Source organism: Paenibacillus sp. FSL H8-0332 (assembly GCF_037963835.1).
Classification (GTDB): Bacteria; Bacillota; Bacilli; order Paenibacillales; family Paenibacillaceae; genus Paenibacillus_AQ; species Paenibacillus_AQ rhizoplanae.
Map to the genome: position 1 here is coordinate 4,502,324 of NZ_CP150145.1, position 18,321 is coordinate 4,520,644.

An 18,321-nucleotide genomic window follows, 5' to 3' on the forward strand; every position below is an offset into this window, starting at 1 on the left:
TACCGGATTCCGCAGACTTCTCCTCCGGCTGGCCGGACTTGCCCAGTTCATCCGCAGCTTCCATCTCCTGATTCTTTGATCCGTCCATATTCGCGGAGCCATCCCCGGCTTGCTCCTCCGGCCCGGAATCATCGCCGAACAGACTGCTGAAGAACCCTTTGATGCCTCCGCCGGACGATTCCTGATCGTCTGTGCTATCGGCAGCGGCATCGTCCTCGGTGCTGGCCCCAGCATCTCCAGCCGCTGCGTTCTTACCGCCGCTATCCTCACTTTCTCCAGACGCAGCATCTTTCCCGCCACCAGCCCCGCCATCTCCAGATGCAGCGTTCTTACCGCTGCTATCCTCACCTTCTCCAGTTGCTGCGTTCTTACCGCCACTATCAGACGGAGCAACATCCAGGCCAGATGGGCTTTCCTGCCCCCCCTCAATCGGGCGCGTCACCGCACCCAGCTCCGCTGACGCCTCCAGTTCCTGACCCCGGCCACTCTGAGCCGCCGGTTGCTCTTCCTGCTCCGGCGACTTCTGCTGCGCAGAACGGTCTTGCTTGTTATCCGACTCTACCTGATCACCGCTATGAATATACCTCACTCTCTAGCCCCCTTTACTGTCGATATACAAACCAGTCGAACAACGAGCCTGCCACTTTGCCGCATACCATCGCCATTAAGAGACCAAGCAGCAGATGGGTCATATGCAGACGTTTGGCCAGGATCGGCAGGACATTGAGCACCTCCGTCAGAGCAGCAGCCAGCATGCCGATGAATATGCCGTTGAACAGGCCTACTCCCAGCTCAATCAGCGGGCCCGCCGCCATTTTCCAGTTCCAGAAGTCGCTAACTGTCCCCAGCAGGGAACCGCCGACCATCGCTCCCTCATACCAATGAACCTTGTCATAGGAGGAGGTGAGCTGTGCCAGCCGGGGGATGATATCCAGCACTACGAATAGCGCGATCACCCCGCCGCCCACCGCAATTCCCCCGGCAATCCCGAGCAGCAGATGAAGTCCGAGCGACAGCGGTGCCGTCATGCGCCCCCCTCCCGGCTGCCGGGTGCTTCGTCACTGCGGCGTTTCATTTTGCGGTACTCCTCGTTGATTACATATTGATCGATATTCTTCTGATACAGGAACATTTCCACCTCAAGGGGAGTCGGCTCCTCATTCCATTTCTTTTTGAACAAATGATTGAAAAAAATCACCATCCCAAACCCAATGCCCAGCGAATAGGCGATCTGAAACAGATAAGGATGCTCGTCCCTGCGGCCGGTCAGCATCTCTACAATCCGGATCTGTACCTCCAGCATGCTGACATCAGCATGGAAATTCATAATCGTCAGCGCCGAGCCGAAGAACAGCAGCAGCCAGACCAGAACGAACAGGGCAATAGAAGGTTTTGCAGCCGTTGCCGGACCTTCAATCTGTACAATGGTGCGGCCTTCGCCAATCGGCTGAATCTCCGCATCGGGGTACACCTCCTGAATCCGCGGAATGACGGTCAGCAGATCAATCAGGATCAGATTGCCGTCATTCTCCTGCGGCTGAAGCACAAGCAGTGAATACAGCGGCTCCCGCCAATGCGGCTCGGTGATCAGATAAGCAACATCGCGCAGCAACACCCCCTTGCCCTTGGGCACCGTCACCCGGTTCTTAAGCTGGATATACACGGCCGGAGCCGGGGGGTCAGTGTTCATCTGCGGGGCCTCCTTAAGCTCAGGTATGAAGCGGTAATGCAGCAAGAATAACGGTAGTATGGGAAAAAAGGCTTATTTTTACTCTTCCCCTGCGCAATTCATCGTGATTAAGCAGGATCACCGAAACTTTTCCTGCACCAGCGCCGTCTATAATTACAGTTATTTACACTGAGAGGATGGAAGTTCATATGAGAAAAGCACTGCATCAATCCTTACGGATGGTTCTATCTGCCTCTATGCTTCTGGCATTCGCCGCGCCGTTTACAGCACATGCTGCCGAGAAGATTGAAGTATACGATTCCTATGCCAATAAGAGCAGCAATGTTCAGCTGTATTCAGTGAGTCAAGTGGAAGGGAACCAGTTCATCAACGCCGTTATTGCGCAGCAGCCGGATGGGACATATAGTAAATGGCCGGAGGCTTTTCAACATTTCCGGAAGTATGACAGCGGGAACTTGCAGTTAACGGGGATGGATGATCCGGAGCAAGCCTATGTATACGATACGCAGAGCCAGTCCATTATGCGCAAAAGCGAATACGCCATCTCCCCTGACGGCCGCTGGGGTTATTTGGAGCGTTCCCGTTATGGTTGGCAGCCAGGGGATGTACCAGGCAGAGGGTATACCGCAAAATTCAATGATCAATATCTGAGAAATACGGCGACTGGAAAAGTATCCGTCTATTATTCTACTCAGCAGTACTACAATGCACGGTGGATGAACCAGCACATGCTGCTTGAGAACGGATATAATGAGGCCGCGAAGCAGAATGTGATTAGCACGTATGATCCGTCCACAGGAACGCGGCAGGAGCTGCTGAAGGGAACCTTGAACAACTTAAACTTGTCGAAGGGACTGCTGCAATATGTCAAAAACGAGCCCAAACGCCTCCCCTGGATCTACAATCTGAAGGACGGATCGTCACGGCTGGTCAAAGACACCCGCGAGCTTGAAGCCTTGTTCCCTGCCCCTCCATCTTCCAGACCAGAAGTCTCTTTCCCTAAGGATATGGCGCTGATGGACCTGCCGGTCACTGACATGCCCATCACCTTAACCTATGAACACAACCTGAACCTGGACGGGAAAAGTGTCGATGTATCCACCGTATTCACTAAGGGCGGACAAGAGTGGATACCAGTGAAGCCGCTTGCTGCGGCACTTGGCTGGAAGATCGAAGTGATGAACCTCAGCGCAACCGGCGATCCTTCTGCCGCTTATATCTATAAAATTACAAACGGCAGCAAGGATACTATCCTTACGCCTGTGAACAGCTTCAATTCAGCAAGCAGGCTGTATATCACACCGGCGCAGATCAAGGAGCTTGGGTATAAGAGCATCCAGGTCACTCCTTATCTGAAATAAAATCACTCCAGTGGCGGACCCTTGCCAGTCTGCTATACAACAAAGAGGATGTTCCCGGACGGCGCGGCCGTATAGGAACATCCTCTTTGATTGTGATGCGCTGGGTCCTGGGGCCTTAACCCCTCAGACTGTAGCGCTACGAAGTTAATTCTGTTTGGCCGGCTGGAGCTGATCCCTCTGTTGACTGGAGATAAAGAACAGGGCCATCCAGATCAAGGCGAAGCCGACAATCTGCGGCAGGGTCACAAGCTGCCGATATACCACCCAGTTAATCAGAATACCGGTCATCGGGAAGCTGAGTTCGGCCAGGGTTGCTACCGAAGCTTTGGTCGTGTTCAGTCCCTTGTAGTAGAGCAGCATGCTGAGCAGTCCGGGCAGCAGCGCCTGCAGCAGCAGGTTAATGGCAACTGCCGCCGAGCCGCTAACTCCGCCGCTCATCTGCCACGGGGCGCCTTCCATGCTTGTAATCACAAACAGTAACGGGAGCGCAAGAATGAAGCGCAAGGAGGTTACCGTCTCATATTTCATCGAGCCCAGCAGATAACGGCCCATGACTGTAGAGCCGCCCCACAAGGCGGCAGCGCCCAGCGCCATCAGGCTTCCTACGCCCATGAAGCTGTTCACATGACCGAAGGGAATCGTCCAGCCGAAGGTCAGCAGGTAGGTTCCGGCCAGTGCAACGATAAGCAGCGGTGCAAAATTGCGTGGCAGGCGTTCTTTTAGAATAACAGCGGCAAGACCAATGGCGAACAAGGGCTGAAGCTTTTGGAGCAGCAGCACAGCATTGAAGTCTCCGCTGGATAAGGCCTTGGTGAACAGAATGGTCGCTACGGCTGATCCGCCCCACGATACAACAAGCAGTGCTGCGGCCTGGCGCAAACGGATACCCTTCAGCTCCGCGCGGGTGCGCCACATTACCGGGGCAGCCACCAGGAAGAGCACAACATGCTCAAGCAGTACTATCTGGGACGAAGTCAGGGATTTCAGCAGGATAATGCGGAACAGCGGGTCAACTCCCCATAAGGCCGCCCCCAGAACCACCAGCCAGAATCCGCTGCGCACCGGTGCGGTACGCATGCCTTGGGATGAAGCAGATACATTACTCATCTTTCATTCTCCTTGTCGATACAAACCCTCGATAGAGACCAAAAACCCCCATGTCTCCTGTGAACAGGACAAACATCGGGGGTTGTTATCAATAAAGACATGCGGAATAGACCCCGCCCGCCTTTATCTTATGATCCTCTCCCATCCGGACTTTACCGTCGGCTCTGGATTGTCACCAGATCAGTCGCTTCCTCTTGTGATAGAGTAACGAGTCGCGGGCTTAGTTCTCACGAACATCACCGCCGGTCAGGAATTTCACCTTACCCCGAGAATCTTGTATTCTGTTATTATTTTCACAATCCCAGAATACCTCTGATTCTTGATTTCGTCCAGTATTTTATGAAAACATTCATTATATTTCATTGAGCAATCATTAAAAAAGTCATTCTGGCAACCAAATCCGTGTACTGCAGCCAGGTTCTGGATCGTTTGGCAGAAACGGCGGCGTGCGCTACACTATAGTATGAGCAATAATCATCCCTAATATAGAGAATTATTTGGAGGTTATCATGAAAAGAAGTTTTTCGACCAATCTGCTGTATTCCATCCTAGCTCTGGCCGGCATAGCCATCATCGGCTTTATTACTTACTTTTTTGTCTCTTTTACCGGAGGGATGCTGTTCTATGGCCCACTTGTCCTGGTCGTTGCTTCCGGGCTGGCTGTACTCTCCATATTCAGCATCTTCGGTTTGTTCAGCAGAAAGACACGCCGGATGATCCTGGCTGCTTTTGCCGGAATCTGTGTGCTGGCAGCCGCAGGCCATGAGATTAGACAAGCGTATGTGGACAGTTTGGCGGAAGTCAGGGAGCCGGAGGTGAACCTGTACCAATACGCACCCTTTGAGGCGAATACCAAAGCTGCTTCTCTGGAGCACAAGGCAGTCTATCAGCTTACGGAGCAATTGCCTCGTCTGGATGGTGCAACGGCGCTGTATCCGCTGTACTCCGCTTTTGTCCAGGCCGTGTATCCGCAAGATTCCTATAACTCCAGCATTGAGCTGACCGGAAATGATCTCGTCCTCTGCACCAGCACTTCTGAGGCTTACAAGCGTCTGATCGCCGGGAATGCTGATATTATCTTTGCCGCAGCCCCTTCGCTGGCCCAGTTGAAGCAGGCCAAGCTAGCGGGCCGGGAGCTGAAGCTCACTCCGATCGGGCGCGAAGCGTTCGTCTTCTTCGTCAACAAGCGCAATCCGGTGGACAGCTTAAGCATCGATCAGATTAAGGATATCTATTCCGGTACTATCACGAACTGGAAGGAGGTCGGCGGCAAAAAGGCGTCCATCCGTGCTTTTCAGCGGGAAGAGAACAGCGGCAGCCAGACGAAGCTGCAAAAAATCATGGAGGACCGCCAGCTGATGGCTCCCCCCAAGGAGAATGTGGCGGATGTGATGAGCGGGATTATCAGCCTCACCGCCAGCTACCGCAACTTCAATAACGCGCTCGGCTTCAGCTTCCTGTTCTACGCCTCACAGATGAATGCCAGCGATGAGATCAAGCTGCTGGCCATCGATCAGGTGCCGCCCTCCAAGGAGACTATCCGCAGCGGCGAATACCCGCTCGCCGTCGAATTCTACGCTGTAACGGCCGGCAGCACCAACCCGAACATCGAGCCGTTCCTGGACTGGATTCTGTCCGCCGAAGGCCAGGAGCTGGTTGAGAAGACAGGTTACACTCCGGTGAAATGACGGTTGCGAAAGGCAGAGATGGCAGGAAGGGCTCAGGAAGGGTGTGTGTGTAGACGGCACGGGACTGTGTGCAGACGGTGCGGATACAGTGCACTGGGAAATGAAATTCGTGCCTCATGCCACTTGATTGCCAACCGGAGGGAGAAGCAGCAGAGCCCCCCCACTTCAACAAACAAGTGGAAAAACGTATCTTAATTTCCCCATTTCTGACAATCGAACGGTAACAAGTGGAAAAACAGCATCAAATTGGGTGAGTTTCGATACTTTAGCTGAATTTTGTTTATTTAAGAGTAGTTTATCCAACTGTTACCCTCACAGCGTTCAACTACTCATTAGCAAGTGGAGGAATTCCAACTATTCCCGCCCCCGCTCTTCTCAACACTAAATACCAATCCAACAAAAATCATATTTTATTTTACATCAAAAAAGCAGCAGACCCTCCGGGAAATCTTCCCCGGCGATGGGTCTGCTGCTTTATTAGAAGTTGCTTCAATCGATATAGGTGTCAGGAATGATCAATCACCCCGCATAATGCTCAAAAATCCGTCTGCGCTTCTCCCCGTCCGGGTCATTCACCACACGCGAGGCTTGGTCAAAGATCATCGTTGCCCGCGTCTCTGGTGTGTACTGCGGCCAATCCAGTCCCGGCGCTGCCGGATCTCCCCCATGGGCGAAGGCGGTCCAGGCAGTCTGCATCGCCTCGGCCACTGCCTCCATCTCCGGTGTCACGCTCAGGCCATACTGCTTCAGCAGCGGGAGATTGTTGAAGACATATAGAATCTCCGCCCCGTGAATGGCTTTCTCCAGCAGCGGATGCCCAGACACCGTCCAGTCGAAGCGGTACATCCACACGGGGCCATGCGCCTGCTGCTTCTCCGCGAATGAAATGGAGCTGGCCCAGAAGAACAGGTCGGTCAGCACCTCTGCCTGTCCTTCCCAGGTATGGCTGTAATCCGAGGTCAGCTCGGAGAGGTCATCTACTCCCATCAGCTGCTCCAGCGCCTTGAGGGATTGCTCGAAGCTATCCGCCTTCTGCCCCTCGCGGAAGAACAGATTGCCTTCATGCAGATTCGTTCCAATCAGCACGGGAATGCCGCTGGCAGCTCCCGCCGCAATCGCCTGTACCGGTTCAACCGACAGGGTGCCCGGCTCAACAACCGGCTGGAAAAACATATTCATCGAGTCTCCGGACAGCTTGTACGCCATCCGGCCTGCGGCTTCCATGATCTCTCCGGCTGGGAGCGTATGCAGAAGCTGCGTATCCCCGCCAGACTGAAGGCCCAGCTCGGCTAGCAATGCGGCGGCAATCTGCCTGCCCTGCTCCCCATTCAGCGTCTGCGCCGCCCCGCTCTCCATAATGGCCCTGGCGAACAGTCCCTTCGCTGCTGGCATCGCCAACAGCGCGGCAATGCTCATGCTTCCTGCCGATTCACCGAAGACCGTGACTCGCGCCGGATCACCGCCGAATGCAGCGATATTCTGCTGCACCCATTCCAGGGCAGCAATCTGATCCAGGAGGCCCAAGTTGCTGCCCAGCCCTCCGCCCAGCGGAGACAGGTGCAGGAACCCGAGCGGACCCAGCCGGTAATTCACTGTAACCACCACGACATTCCCGGAGGCGGCCATATTGCTGCCCTCGAACATCGGCTGGCTGCCTGCGCCGGTAACGAAGGTGCCTCCGTGAATCCACACCATCACCGGCAGCGCCTCGGTCTCCGCCACTACCGCCGGGGACCAGACATTCAGATATAGACAGTCTTCATCGTAGACCGGGGTGGTACCACCGAAACGCGTCCCGCTGGTGCTTACCGGCTGCAGGCTGACCGGTCCGAACTTGATGGCCTCCCGTACGCCACTCCAGGACTCCGGCGGCTGCGGTGCCCGGAAGCGCAGCTCTCCGAGCGGCGGGGCAGCGAACGGGATACCGCGCCACACGTTCACGCCGTTTCCCGCTTCTCCCTTCAGTTGCCCATAAGCTGTATTCACCAGTTGTCCTGTCATTGCACTCATTCCTTTTCGCTTTATTCCTCAGTCTTTTCTTCAATGACTCTGTAGAGCCCGGAGCGGAAGCGGAACCACTGGAAGATATGGGTCATGACCACCTTAAGCACGGCGTAGCCCGGAACCGCAAGTATGATACCGAGTACACCGAACATTTTTCCGGCAAAAATAATCACAAAAATAATTGTAATCGGGTGAATCTTCAGCGATTTCCCCATGATCTGCGGCGAGATGAACTTTCCTTCGATCAATTGGACTGCGGTCCATACAATGACCATCTTCAGCAGCATAAACGGTGAGGTAACCATCGCCACAATCAGCGCAGGGGTAATCGCAATGACCGGCCCCAGATAAGGGACTACAGCCGTACAAGCGGCAACGATCGCCAGAACCAGCGAATACTCCAGCCCGATAATCAGATAGCCGATATAGAGCAGTGCTCCGATACAGCAGCTGACAATAATCTGGCCGCGGATATACGATGCGATCTGATTGTTCATTTCCTGCATCACCATCCGGGACTGCGGCCGCAGTGCGGTAGGGATGAGTCTCATGAGGTAGTCGGGCAATCTTTTGCCGTCGCGCAGGAGATAGAAAAGAATGAACGGTGTAGTCACTACAGCCAGCACAATTTCGGTAAGCGTTCCTACGAAGCTGCCTACGCCGCTGACGGCGTTATTCAGGAAGCTGGTGGCCCAAGTCGTCACCTTGCTCGTGATATCACTAAGGTCCGTGCCTACGCTCGACTGAATCTTGTTGAACAGTTCACTGCCGGTAAGCTGGACGAACTCCTCCTGAATCTGCTCACTGTAGACGGGGAAGTTGTCAATCAGGCCCATAAGCTGGGTGCGGATGATCGGGATGACCATAAGCAGAACCAGGGTAATGATCCCCATTATGATCAGATACAGAATGACAATGCCATACGCCCGCTTCACCCGGCTTCTCTTCTCCAGACGGTCCACCAGCGGATTCAGCAGATAATAGGCGATCCCTGAGAGCAGCAGCGGCGCTGCCACCGTATGCAGCAGCACAGACAGCGGCTTGAACACAAACGGAATCTTTGAGAATACGAGTATCGTTAAGCCTACCAGCAGCGCAATCAGCAGACCTACCACAAACTTGTTGTTCAGAAAAAACTTCTTGAATTTATCCGGCCATACCTGCCGTCTCTCCATATCCTGCCGCCCCCTAGCTGCAACTCTTACCTGTTAAGTGTGATTATTTGCACTATGTATAAGCATAGTAACCCCGTGGCTGCAAGTCAAATCAGGGACAATCAACGCAAATAGCAGCCATTGTTAATATCAAAGGTGGCTCCTGTATAAGCTCTGGCTCTGCTGCTCAGCATAAAAATCACCGTATCGGCAACATCCTCCGCCAGCAGCGGTTCAGGATTTAACTGGTGTTCCCGGTATTCCTGCTGCCTCCAGGCGGGGATATGTCCCATCATCGGGGTGTCCGCCATGGTCGGAGCCACTGTATTCACTCGGATCAAAGGGGAAAAATTCATTGCGCAGCTCTTGGTCAAGCCAAGAATAGCAGCCTTCGTTAGACCGTATACTGCATCGGAGCTGCCTTCCTGGCCGGAGACTGATGACATGTTGACGATGACGCCCTTTTGCTTCTGCCCCAGCAGCATGCGTCCGAAGGCCTGGGAGAAGTAGACATACCCTTTGATATTGATATCCATCACCCGGTTGATCTCCTCCGGCGTATACTCCAGCAGGCTGCGGCCCAGATAGATCCCTGCATTGTTAACCAGCCCGCTCACATCGGCATGCTCTTGCTGAAGAGCTGAGAAGAAATGCTCCACCTCGCTGTAATCGGCGACATCCATGCGGTAAGTATAGAGCTTATCCGAAGCAGCCTCTTGCTTCAGCTCCTCCAGACGGGGACCATCCAGGTCACAACCGATGACCTCAGCTCCCGTCTCCAGACTATGTCTGACAATGGCCTTACCAATACCTGAAGCAGCACCGGTCACTATTATTTTCATTCCTTGCAGCATCCTTTGACATTCCTCCCTTTGTAATAGACTTAATAATCACAGTCTTACTGAAAGCGCAAATCAACAATACTCCCGGTCCGCTTGAAGCCCACCGACTGATAGACCTTGTTCGAATCGGGGTTCGCCGCATCGGCATAGAGCATGGGCGTCACGCCCTTGCTGAGAAGTTCGGCACACAGGGCAGCTACAGCCGCACTCGCATACCCGTGCTTGCGGAACTCACGCGGAGTGTAGACCTCATTAATCCGTGCCTGTCTGGCAGACTGATGAGCTAGATTAACCATAGACACCGGCTGGTCCCGATCGATCCACAGACGGAGCTTGCCCGATGCCGTAACCGCTGCGGCATAGCCCAGATGATCCTCCGGCGCACTCTCCGTACCGAAGCAATCCTGCACGAATCCGGCTAAATACCCGGCGATGAGCGGAATATCGCCTGGCTCCGCCTGCTGCAGCTTCCCGCTGATACCATGCGGCATCTGTACCTGCGGGCAGTGATAGGCCTCCATCATCATCCGGACCTGATAAGACTTGCCGGTAAGCTTGCCGTACGCATCGGCGAACAGCTTCCCCGTCTCCGGCGTTCCGTTAACCCCCGGCAATCCGCGGTCCTCCAGCATTTCCGCCAGCTGCCGGACAAGGGAACGGCGTCTCTCTTCTGCCAGCTCCGGCGATAACCATAACCACGAGTTATGCCCGGCATTATGGGCGAAGATCAGATCATTCTCCTCTGTCCTGATCCGCAGCGCTTCCCCGTTCTGGGCAACCAAATGGATGAGATTATATTCCACCTCTTCCTGCATGAACAGCCTGCTGTGCAGCACAGCATCCCCCGGCCCAAAGCTTACGAACATCCCGCTTCCCCCTCCTTGAGACTTTTCTATCTATTGTAATGCTCCCCTTGGAAAAAATAAACAGCCCGGAGCCGGAGAATTCCAGCAGCGGGCTGCAATGATCACTATACTATCATTTCTTCTTCTTACCTTTGGCACCCTTGGGGGTAGCGGCCTTGAAGCCTTCTTCATACGTATAGAGCAGATTCTCTTCGAGCTGTTCTCCCTTCAGCACCTTGCGCACCAGGCTTTTGGCAGATTTAGGGGTGACATCCCTGTACCATACGCCTTCCGGGTAAGAGATCACGACACAGGCATCCGAGCATCTTCCGTTGCAGCGGGTTACTGTTGTATGTATCAGCGCATCTGCCCCTTGCTTCGTAATCTCATCCTCAATCGCTTCCGCTACCTCTTCACCCTTATGCTTCTTGCAGTCACTTCCGTTACAGATCAGCAAATGGCTGACCGTTCCTTGCAGATTCCAGGTTGTCATGGCCTTCTTCGCCCCCTCTAATACAACTATACCCTGCTTGTCTCTGACCCTAAACTTACCTTCCTTTTCGGGGATCGTCAATAGAAGGAAAGGCTGTTATACTAACAATGAGAATGATTATCATCTATGAAAAGAGTGACTCGAAACATGCAGACGCAAAATGCCGGCAGTTCACTGCCTAATTCTCACAGCTTTTATATCCCGGTACGTGTAATGGCACTGGATCAAGCCACCTTTAACCGGGAAAATGCCCTTCAGCCCTTCACTTCTCTCCTTGCAGTGGTCACCGGAGGCAGCGGAGCTATAACGTGGAATGGAGAACGTATCCGTCTATCCGGCGGCCATATCTTGTGCAGTGACAGCTCAGAGGATATCAGTCTGCCCCGCAGCCATAAGCTGGAGGGTGTGTGGATCGAATATGCCGTGATCTCCGGCAATAGCCGGCCGTTCAACCCACTGAACCATGGTCAGCCGGTCAGAAGCTGTCCTCCTCATATAAGTGCGCTTGCTATGCAGCTTCTAAGCGGCTGGAACCAGCCGGAGCAGCGCCCGCCGTTTGCCTTGCAAGCTCTGTTCACAGAGCTGCTCACGGAGCTGTATGACAGTGCTGCGGAGTACACAGAGCCGCCGGCTCAGTGGATTGACCGTGTATTTCGGCATATAGAGTCTCATTATAATGAAGATCTGACAAGAGGACAGGCTGCCGGACTTGCCGGAGTCACCCCGGAGCATTTCTCCCGCGCATTCCGCAAATCCACGGGCCAGACCTTTAATGAATATGTAACTCTGCTGCGCATCCGTAAGGCCCAGCAGCGTATCCTTACAGGAGCCCCTAATCTGAGTACGCTGGCGCTTGAGGTTGGTTATAGCGAAGGAACCTATTTGAGCCGCAAATTCAAGCAGGTTGTAGGAATTTCTCCTTCAGCCTATCACCGTAAGAGCAAATCCGTAGTCTCGCTGAACTTCAATCATACGGCCAGCCTCCAGGCGCTTGAAGTGGTCCCCCAGCTGGGAGTCTATTCGGCCTGGATGGAGAGAATGGAGCCCGTTCCCTCCAGGAAGAAGCTGCTGAATGAAGGGATCGGCTCCGCAGGTCTATACGAACGTCTCTCGTCGGCCCGGCCGGATGTCATTATCAGCTACTCGTTGCCTGACAAGAGCAAGCAGCTCCTGACCTTCGCCCCGGTGATTGAGATTCCCTTCATGCAAATGGACTGGCGGGAGCAATTCCGGCTGATTGCCGAGGTGACCGGGCGCAAGCCGCAGGCTGAGTCCTGGCTAAATATCTATGACTGGCATTGTCACCAGGCTAATCAGCTGCTAGACCAGCGGATCGGTGACCGGGGAACCGCCATGGTCCTGGAGCTTGGCGCAGAGACAGCCTACTGCTTCAGCAGCAGCTATGGCCGGGGGGCGCAGATTCTGTATCATGATCTTGGCTTTCGCCCGCCGCTTGGCCTCGTTGCCGAGGGACTGCTGGATAAGGGCTATCTGGAGATTGCCTTCCATAACATCGCCCGCTACCCCGCCGACCATCTCTTCATTACCTCAAGTATAGAGGCTGCTGAAGCGCTGGACCCGCCGCAGAGCTTTCTTCAATCCTTGAAGCAACATTATATTGATGACTCTTTAAGCGGAAGAATCTACTTCCTGAATCAGGCTGGCATGTTCTACGGCTTCGATCCGCTCTCCTCCGAGGCCCAATTGAAGGTCCTGGTGCAGGCGCTGACATCATAAATTTACATAGCCGAACATCACATTCAGCCATAGTCTAAATAGAGCAAACTCTGTAAAGTGTTATTGAGAATGATAATCGTTCTACATTAAGGAGGCTACATCTTGAAAATCACGTATTTACGCTCACGCCGCATTCACCGGAAAGCTTGGTTTGCCATTTCTCTGCTTCTGGCTTTGACGCTTATCGCCTCGGGTTGTGGAAACAACACTTCTACTAGCAGCAATGCTGCTTCAGCTAAGGCTACCGGAACACCCGCTTCCTCCCCTCAGCCCGAGAAGGCTGCTGCAACCACAGCTCCCGCCTTCCATACTGTGACGACTGTGAATGGAGATATTGAGGTGCCGGCAGCACCGCAGCGGATTGTTGCCGAGGAATATCTGGGCAGCTTAATTGCACTGGATACCATTCCGGTCGGTGCACCCGGGCTTACACTGGAGAATATGTACTTCAAAGAATTCCTTACAGGAGTCGCCGATACCGGCACATACGGTAAGATGTCACCGGAGAATATCATCGCGCTGAATCCCGACTTGATTATCTCCGGCAATGCAGACAGCTATACAGCGCTCAGCCAGATTGCTCCAACGGTCATTGTGCCATACGGCGATTTGAAGAATGCGCATGAAGAGCTGAACTATTTCGGCAAGCTGCTGGGCAAGGAGCAGGAAGCAGCTGCATGGCTGGCAGATTATGATAAGCGTATTGCTGACGCCAAGGCCCGCGTGGATGCAGCTATTCCAGCCGAGGCCACCTTCAGCATTCTCGAACATGCAGACAAGTCCACTTGGGTCTATGGGGACAACTTCGGACGCGGAGGACAGCCCATCTATCAGTCGCTGGGGCGCAAGCCGCCGGCAGGAGTGGCTGCTGAAATTATGGAGAAGCAGTGGGCAGAATTATCCGCTGAGACCCTGGGCAAGTATGCGGGCGATTATCTGGTCATCACTGACAACACCCGAACTGCCCAAGACTTCCAGGCAGACCCGATCTGGGGCAGCCTGCCGGCGGTCAAGAACGGGAAGATCTATGTATGGAAAGAAGAGCGCTCCTGGTATTATGATCCGATTGCCGTTCTGGCTCAAACGGAGGAGCTGGCCGATTGGTTGACCGGGGCACAACAATAATGGAGTAATAATAAAGCTGCCCGGAGCCTTCAATGGCTTACGGCAGCTTTTGGCGTTTACCCTATCGATTACTCGGAGATAATATCTGTAGCCCGCCGCGCCGGAACCGGCAAATTATTCTTGCGGCGCACAAGGAGACCTCCATGAAGATTATCAGTATCTATGCCCTGTTCGCTGTTCTGACGCTTACATTAATAGTCATCATTGATGTGATGGCCGGAATCAGCCTGCCTGCATCCCTTCATTCGCTCTCGACTATCTTTGCCACAACGACAATACAGGAAGCCATATGTATCACGATCTTCCTGCTTCTCCCATTCATCCAGGTAGCCGTTCATGCCTCTAAGAAGCGTCAATCCCGCCGGAAATCGTCTTAATTCTGCTAACGGTACAAGCCGAACTTGCGCCGGACACGATGAATCAGGAACAGCAGGATGGGAATCACCGCACAGAATACCGGCAGAATCGTCTCCAGAAAGGTCTTCCCGTCATTCATATGCTCCGGGTAATTCTGCGCGCTGACAAAAGAGCTGAACAGCATAATCACACCTGCCGGAATGACCAGCCTGCTTGTATCGTTAACCTTGAACAGATCGTTCGCTATCGCAACTGCAGCATAACAGTAGACAGTCAGCTTAAAGAACGCCCCGATAATCAGTGTGAGGACGACAAGGGCATCCATCCGCTGTACGAAATTGGCCATATTCACCAGGGTAATGGTCGTAAACATGGGAAAGGCGGTCCGGCTGTACAGGTCCTCTCCAAGCACAGACATTTCGATTGCATGCGTGAAGCTGAGCAGACAGGCGCTGACAATGATGGCTACGATTCCGGTTTTCTTAATTTTCCGGGATTTGTTGAAGTGGGGCAGAATGGTAGTGAAGCACATCAGTTCGCCGAACGGAAAGATCAGGATGTTGGGATAGGCTGATTTCAAGGCTTGGATGTAGTCATTCATATGTAGCGGGAATAGATTCTTATACTCCACCAGCCCGGCCGAAATTATAGCGATAATACAGATACACCCCATAAAGATCACGATCCACAGGACAATCTCGGCGGTCCTGGCGAACACTTCTATCCCCTTGCTCAGGATATACATCACGGCAATAATCATGATGGAATTAATGATCAGAATCGGGGTTTTGTCATAGAAGGCCGAGATCAGCAAATCGCCCGCTTCCCGCAAATTTCTCGAGCCGTTATAGAGAATCACCGGCAAAAACAGCAGACTTACGGGCCAGCCCAGCCACGGCCCGAGAATGGTGCGTGTATACCCGCTTATAATCTGGTCCGGGAACTGGAGATAGAGATGTGCGAACACCAGATACAGCAGGATGCCTCCGGGAAGGGCAAACAGAATAGCTAGCCAGACTGAATGGCCGCTCTCCAGACCGATGGGGACAAGCACGGCAGTCCCCAGCTCAAACAGAATGATCAACGCAAGCAGCTGGCTCGGGCCGACTATTTCTTTTTTCATAACACCAATCACCTGATTTCTGCCGTTAAGCCGATTATTTACCTTTGGGAATATAGGGTTTCAGACTCATGCCGGTACTGCGGATGTAAGCCTTGACTTTAAGGTCCAGCTTGCCCTGTGCGAAGATCCGGCCCCAGTCCCTGTCCATCGCCGCCCATTCCTGCGGATTCGTGCGCTTCAGCTCATTGCCGAAATTGAAGATATCACTCTCCAGCTGCTGTCCCTTCTGAAAAGCCTGCATGACTTCCAGCCTCGTCTGCTTCTCCAGCTCCTGTTCAAGCTTCATGATTTCTTCCCGCTTGCTGAGGTCCACGAAGCTCTCCGTTTCATTGATGCTCCCCTCCTCGGCAATCGTCACATGAAACACCGGAATTCCGTTCTCAATCGTGGTATTCAACTCCGTTCTCGAATAGATAATATTGACGGCTATAGCCTCTTTTTTATCATCCGAATCAATATTGAGCACGGTTTCTTCTATCTCGTTAAGCAGCCACTCGGTTCCCCGTGCTTCTGAGTCCTTCATCCAATAGAGCAGCTTCCCCTTTCTGAATACTCCAAGCCCGTTCATCATCGTTTCCGTCAGGGTCTCAGACCCCTCCAGATTGCTTTTCTTCTTCCCCTCCTCAGCATCTCCCTTGATCTTCACCGCATTGATCGTCAGATCACCTTCCCCAGTAATGCCTTGTATGACATTGAATACGCTGATGGGCCTGTTCTCTCCCCAGACGCTGGAGGTATTCTGCGCTTTTTTGACCAGCCCCAGAGCCGGGAGGCTCTCTACAGGGGTCAGGAGCTTCAGGACAGAGGCGGCATCGCTGCCACGGGCTACCAGTACTTCTGAATTGAGCCGAAGCTCATGGGACCGCTCGAAGATGTCGAAGATATCGTTAATACCGTCCCGCGCCAGGGGCTCCCCTAGTACAATTAGCTGGGTGTGGGCAAAAAAAAGCTGACGGGTCACATGCTTCGACGCCCGCCGCAACGCGCCGAACATCGTTTTGTCGGTGGCCGACACCACCACTATAGCAGGCTTACCGCTTCCGGGAGAGTTACTTGTCGATGTTGAAGACGGATTGACCAATTGAAAGGTGACCCGATATTCATCTGTCTCCGGAACGAGATCCATCCCTATACCGCTAACAATAGCCAGCTCATTCAATTCCCGGCTGTTCCAGCAGCCGCCAAGCGGCAGGACCAGCACCGCTATGGCGATCAGGCGCAGCAGGCCCTTACCGTTCATTGGATTCACCCGTGGAGGCCCCTTTGCCTGCGGAAGCGGATGCCGAGCTCCCACCGTTGTGGACCAGACGTTTTCTGAGCTTCATGAAGCTCTTAGGGGAACGGATGAAGGTATCCTTCAGATTCCCCGGAACAAAGGGACCGATGGGAGTCATGTAAGGAACACCGAGCGAGCGCAGGCTGCACAGATGGGCAATCAGCATAATGGTGAATATGGCGATGCCATACAGACCCATAAATGCAGCGATTGCCATCATGATAAACCGCAGCATGCGGATGGAGAGCGCCATGTTGAAGGCCGGTGTGGCAAAGCTTGATATCCCTGTGAGCGAGACCACGATAACCATGGCCGGAGAGACGATCCCCGCCTGAACAGCCGCCGTCCCCAGCACCAGACCGCCGATGATCGATACGGTCTGGCCGATGGGTGAAGGCATACGGACCCCAGCTTCGCGGATAATCTCGAAGGTAATCTCCATCATGACCGCTTCTACAAAGGCAGGGAACGGCACCCCCTCCCGCTGTGATGCCAGATTGATCAGCAGCGGAGTCGGAATCATCTCCTGATGGAAGTTCAGCGCAGCGACGAAGATCGCCGGACCATACATCGAAATGACCAGGCACACAAAGCGGAGCATCCGGATCAGCGAGGAGATATCATACCGCTGATAATAATCCTCTACGGTATGAAAGAACATGAAGAAGGTGGTTGGGGCAATCAGCACAAACGGGGTACCGTCCACGAAGATAGCAATCCGTCCATCCAGCAGATTGCCCGCCACACTATCCGGGCGCTCTGTATTGAATATCGTGGGGAACGGGGAATATTTATTGTCCTCCACAAGCTGTTCAATATATCCCGACTCCAGAATCATATCGACCTTAATCTCCTGAAGCTTATCCTTGAATGCCCGAATCGTCTCTTCGTCCGCAATGCCGCGGATATACATAATCGTAATATCAGTGTGGGTGACATCGCCCAGCTTCATCGTTTCGGTCCAGAGGTCCGGGTTCTTGATGATTTTGCGGACCAGGGCAATATTCGTGCTGATGGTCTCCGTGAAGCTTTCTTTGGAGCCGCGAATGGCGATCTGGGTACCCGCCTCAGTAACCGCCCGGGACTCCCCGCCGCAGGTGCTTCCACTGACGCCCCCCTTCACTCCGTTAACCAGAATAACCGTGTCTCCCGACAGCAGCGCTTCAAGCAGCCCGTTGATATCCTTAACCAGCTTCTCCTTGCCGATGCTAAGGGCATTCTCTTTAATATAGCTGTAGACTTCCTCCGGGGTTACCGCAAGCCGCGCACGGTCATTCAGAGCTTGAAAGGACATCACATGCGAGATGTAGTCATCGACCATCACTCTGTCGGTAATGCCGGCGATATAGATTGCAGCCACACGGGCTGTTCTATTAATTAATTCATAGGTGCGTATGACCAGATCGGGACTGTTCCCGAGTCTTGCTTGAATGGTACTGATGTTGTCTTCCAGCTTAGGGGAGACCGGTGAATTTATATTCTCCATATCCGCACCTCCTGGCTCTTACTATTCGCCCGC

Annotated in this window: 16 protein-coding genes and 1 riboswitch; of the genes, 5 read left to right on the plus strand and 11 right to left on the minus strand. The window is 53.5% G+C overall.

Features of this window, described 5'->3' with window-relative positions; translation table 11 throughout:
• Positions 1–602: 602 nt before the first annotated feature.
• Both NST43_RS19525 and NST43_RS19530 read right to left on the minus strand, forming a co-directional pair.
• On the minus strand, positions 603–1,028 hold the full coding sequence (locus tag NST43_RS19525) for a stage V sporulation protein AB (protein WP_209984149.1): 426 nt from the start codon (positions 1,026–1,028) through the stop codon (positions 603–605).
• Positions 1,025–1,690 carry a stage V sporulation protein AA gene (locus tag NST43_RS19530; RefSeq protein ID WP_339218819.1) on the minus strand — a complete coding sequence of 222 codons (666 nt, stop codon included), beginning with the start codon at positions 1,688–1,690 and terminating at the stop codon, positions 1,025–1,027. Before NST43_RS19530 ends, NST43_RS19525 begins: the two co-directional genes overlap by 4 nt.
• Positions 1,691–1,878: 188 nt before the next feature.
• Here NST43_RS19530 and NST43_RS19535 point away from each other — a divergent pair, with 188 nt between their 5' ends.
• Entirely contained in the window at positions 1,879–3,051 is a 1,173-nt protein-coding gene (locus NST43_RS19535; RefSeq protein WP_339218820.1) for a hypothetical protein, read from the plus strand.
• A 144-nt stretch (positions 3,052–3,195) separates the two neighbouring features.
• Here NST43_RS19535 and NST43_RS19540 read toward each other — a convergent pair whose 3' ends face one another.
• Positions 3,196–4,158 (minus strand): DMT family transporter, encoded by a 963-nt coding sequence (locus NST43_RS19540; RefSeq protein WP_339218822.1) that lies wholly within the window; start codon positions 4,156–4,158, stop codon positions 3,196–3,198.
• Positions 4,159–4,287: 129 nt separating this feature from the next.
• A riboswitch (FMN riboswitch) is annotated at positions 4,288–4,435 on the minus strand.
• A 232-nt stretch (positions 4,436–4,667) separates the two neighbouring features.
• Between NST43_RS19540 and NST43_RS19545 the strand changes: the two genes are divergently transcribed.
• Positions 4,668–5,846, plus strand: a complete 1,179-nt coding sequence (locus NST43_RS19545) for a substrate-binding domain-containing protein (protein WP_339218823.1) — start codon at positions 4,668–4,670, stop codon at positions 5,844–5,846.
• A 519-nt stretch (positions 5,847–6,365) separates the two neighbouring features.
• Here NST43_RS19545 and NST43_RS19550 read toward each other — a convergent pair.
• The 5 genes from NST43_RS19550 to NST43_RS19570 all read right to left on the minus strand — a co-directional run bounded on the left by NST43_RS19550 (position 6,366) and on the right by NST43_RS19570 (position 11,184).
• Positions 6,366–7,847, minus strand: coding sequence for a carboxylesterase/lipase family protein (locus NST43_RS19550; protein ID WP_339225474.1), 1,482 nt, complete (start codon positions 7,845–7,847; stop codon positions 6,366–6,368).
• A gap of 20 nt (positions 7,848–7,867) precedes the next feature.
• Positions 7,868–9,025, minus strand: coding sequence for an AI-2E family transporter (locus tag NST43_RS19555; protein WP_209984161.1), 1,158 nt, complete (start codon positions 9,023–9,025; stop codon positions 7,868–7,870).
• Between the two features lie 101 nt (positions 9,026–9,126).
• Complete coding sequence (locus NST43_RS19560) at positions 9,127–9,858, minus strand: SDR family oxidoreductase (RefSeq protein WP_339218826.1); 732 nt, start codon at positions 9,856–9,858, stop codon at positions 9,127–9,129.
• 44 nt (positions 9,859–9,902) lie between these two features.
• Positions 9,903–10,712, minus strand: coding sequence for a GNAT family N-acetyltransferase (locus tag NST43_RS19565; RefSeq protein ID WP_339218828.1), 810 nt, complete (start codon positions 10,710–10,712; stop codon positions 9,903–9,905).
• A 112-nt stretch (positions 10,713–10,824) separates the two neighbouring features.
• Positions 10,825–11,184, minus strand: coding sequence for a (2Fe-2S) ferredoxin domain-containing protein (locus NST43_RS19570; RefSeq protein WP_036727434.1), 360 nt, complete (start codon positions 11,182–11,184; stop codon positions 10,825–10,827).
• Positions 11,185–11,310: 126 nt separating this feature from the next.
• Between NST43_RS19570 and NST43_RS19575 the strand changes: the two genes are divergently transcribed.
• The 3 genes from NST43_RS19575 to NST43_RS19585 all read left to right on the plus strand — a co-directional run bounded on the left by NST43_RS19575 (position 11,311) and on the right by NST43_RS19585 (position 14,423).
• On the plus strand, positions 11,311–12,921 hold the full coding sequence (locus tag NST43_RS19575; RefSeq protein WP_339218829.1) for an AraC family transcriptional regulator: 1,611 nt from the start codon (positions 11,311–11,313) through the stop codon (positions 12,919–12,921).
• Positions 12,922–13,029: 108 nt separating this feature from the next.
• Complete coding sequence (locus NST43_RS19580; protein ID WP_339225475.1) at positions 13,030–14,046, plus strand: ABC transporter substrate-binding protein; 1,017 nt, start codon at positions 13,030–13,032, stop codon at positions 14,044–14,046.
• A 143-nt stretch (positions 14,047–14,189) separates the two neighbouring features.
• Complete coding sequence (locus NST43_RS19585; protein ID WP_339218830.1) at positions 14,190–14,423, plus strand: hypothetical protein; 234 nt, start codon at positions 14,190–14,192, stop codon at positions 14,421–14,423.
• Positions 14,424–14,428: 5 nt separating this feature from the next.
• Here NST43_RS19585 and NST43_RS19590 read toward each other — a convergent pair whose 3' ends face one another.
• Genes NST43_RS19590 through NST43_RS19600 form a run of 3 tightly spaced genes read right to left on the minus strand, consistent with a single transcriptional unit; the run spans position 14,429 to position 18,288 of the window.
• Positions 14,429–15,526: a GerAB/ArcD/ProY family transporter gene (locus NST43_RS19590; RefSeq protein WP_339218831.1), complete on the minus strand. Its 1,098-nt coding sequence runs from the start codon at positions 15,524–15,526 to the stop codon at positions 14,429–14,431.
• A 34-nt stretch (positions 15,527–15,560) separates the two neighbouring features.
• Positions 15,561–16,766, minus strand: coding sequence for a Ger(x)C family spore germination protein (locus tag NST43_RS19595; RefSeq protein WP_209985099.1), 1,206 nt, complete (start codon positions 16,764–16,766; stop codon positions 15,561–15,563).
• A complete protein-coding gene (locus NST43_RS19600; protein WP_209984178.1) occupies positions 16,756–18,288 on the minus strand; it encodes a spore germination protein in 1,533 nt (510 codons plus the stop codon). Before NST43_RS19600 ends, NST43_RS19595 begins: the two co-directional genes overlap by 11 nt.
• Between the last annotated feature and the right edge of the window lie 33 nt (positions 18,289–18,321).

Coding starts and splice junctions, on each gene's coding strand:
- NST43_RS19525 (WP_209984149.1), bottom strand. CDS start 1,028: ATGACGGCACCGCTGTCGCTCGGACTTCATCTGCTGCTCGGGATTGCC.
- NST43_RS19530 (WP_339218819.1), bottom strand. CDS start 1,690: ATGAACACTGACCCCCCGGCTCCGGCCGTGTATATCCAGCTTAAGAAC.
- NST43_RS19535 (WP_339218820.1), top strand. CDS start 1,879: ATGAGAAAAGCACTGCATCAATCCTTACGGATGGTTCTATCTGCCTCT.
- NST43_RS19540 (WP_339218822.1), bottom strand. CDS start 4,158: ATGAGTAATGTATCTGCTTCATCCCAAGGCATGCGTACCGCACCGGTG.
- NST43_RS19545 (WP_339218823.1), top strand. CDS start 4,668: ATGAAAAGAAGTTTTTCGACCAATCTGCTGTATTCCATCCTAGCTCTG.
- NST43_RS19550 (WP_339225474.1), bottom strand. CDS start 7,847: ATGACAGGACAACTGGTGAATACAGCTTATGGGCAACTGAAGGGAGAA.
- NST43_RS19555 (WP_209984161.1), bottom strand. CDS start 9,025: ATGGAGAGACGGCAGGTATGGCCGGATAAATTCAAGAAGTTTTTTCTG.
- NST43_RS19560 (WP_339218826.1), bottom strand. CDS start 9,858: ATGCTGCAAGGAATGAAAATAATAGTGACCGGTGCTGCTTCAGGTATT.
- NST43_RS19565 (WP_339218828.1), bottom strand. CDS start 10,712: ATGTTCGTAAGCTTTGGGCCGGGGGATGCTGTGCTGCACAGCAGGCTG.
- NST43_RS19570 (WP_036727434.1), bottom strand. CDS start 11,184: ATGACAACCTGGAATCTGCAAGGAACGGTCAGCCATTTGCTGATCTGT.
- NST43_RS19575 (WP_339218829.1), top strand. CDS start 11,311: ATGAAAAGAGTGACTCGAAACATGCAGACGCAAAATGCCGGCAGTTCA.
- NST43_RS19585 (WP_339218830.1), top strand. CDS start 14,190: ATGAAGATTATCAGTATCTATGCCCTGTTCGCTGTTCTGACGCTTACA.
- NST43_RS19590 (WP_339218831.1), bottom strand. CDS start 15,526: ATGAAAAAAGAAATAGTCGGCCCGAGCCAGCTGCTTGCGTTGATCATT.
- NST43_RS19595 (WP_209985099.1), bottom strand. CDS start 16,766: ATGAACGGTAAGGGCCTGCTGCGCCTGATCGCCATAGCGGTGCTGGTC.
- NST43_RS19600 (WP_209984178.1), bottom strand. CDS start 18,288: ATGGAGAATATAAATTCACCGGTCTCCCCTAAGCTGGAAGACAACATC.